The following is a 395-nucleotide window of genomic DNA, read 5'->3' as shown; positions in this document are numbered from 1 at the left end:
GGTCAACCTACCAGCCTCCACAGCAGACAGCACCACCGGGATCAGGAACCTATCCAGTCACGATCCAACTATGACGGTATTCGACTTCGTTGCCTACGCTGCCTGGATGAGGGGAATGTCGGCGCGCGCATGGGACGCCGCCATAGACGAGGTGCTGCAAATGGTCGACCTCGCCGACCAACGCCGAAAGCGGATGGGCAAGCTGTCGGGCGGAATGCGGCGCCGAGCGGGCATCGCCTGGGCGATCGTGGGCAGACCGTATCTAGTGCTTCTCGACGAGCCGACCGTCGGCCTAGACCCGCGACAACGGCTACATTTTCGTAAGATCATCTCTGGGCCACTGACCTAAACTTTGGTCGTTTTGTTGGCAATACTGCTGGTTTTGGGCTGGGTGC

At 60.0% G+C, this 395-nt stretch carries 1 protein-coding gene; it reads left to right on the top strand.

The genetic code is table 11. From position 1 onward, the window contains the following. Positions 1 to 40: 40 nt before the first annotated feature. Positions 41 to 349 carry an ATP-binding cassette domain-containing protein gene (locus ACFHWU_RS29475; RefSeq protein WP_416592349.1) on the top strand — a complete coding sequence of 103 codons (309 nt, stop codon included), beginning with the start codon at positions 41 to 43 and terminating at the stop codon, positions 347 to 349. Positions 350 to 395 lie beyond the last annotated feature (46 nt).

The organism is Micromonospora sp. LOL_015 (assembly GCF_048060275.1).
Classification (GTDB): domain Bacteria; phylum Actinomycetota; class Actinomycetes; order Mycobacteriales; family Micromonosporaceae; genus Micromonospora_E.
Note: the sequence above shows the minus strand (reverse complement) of the source record. Positions and strands in the feature narration are given on the sequence as shown.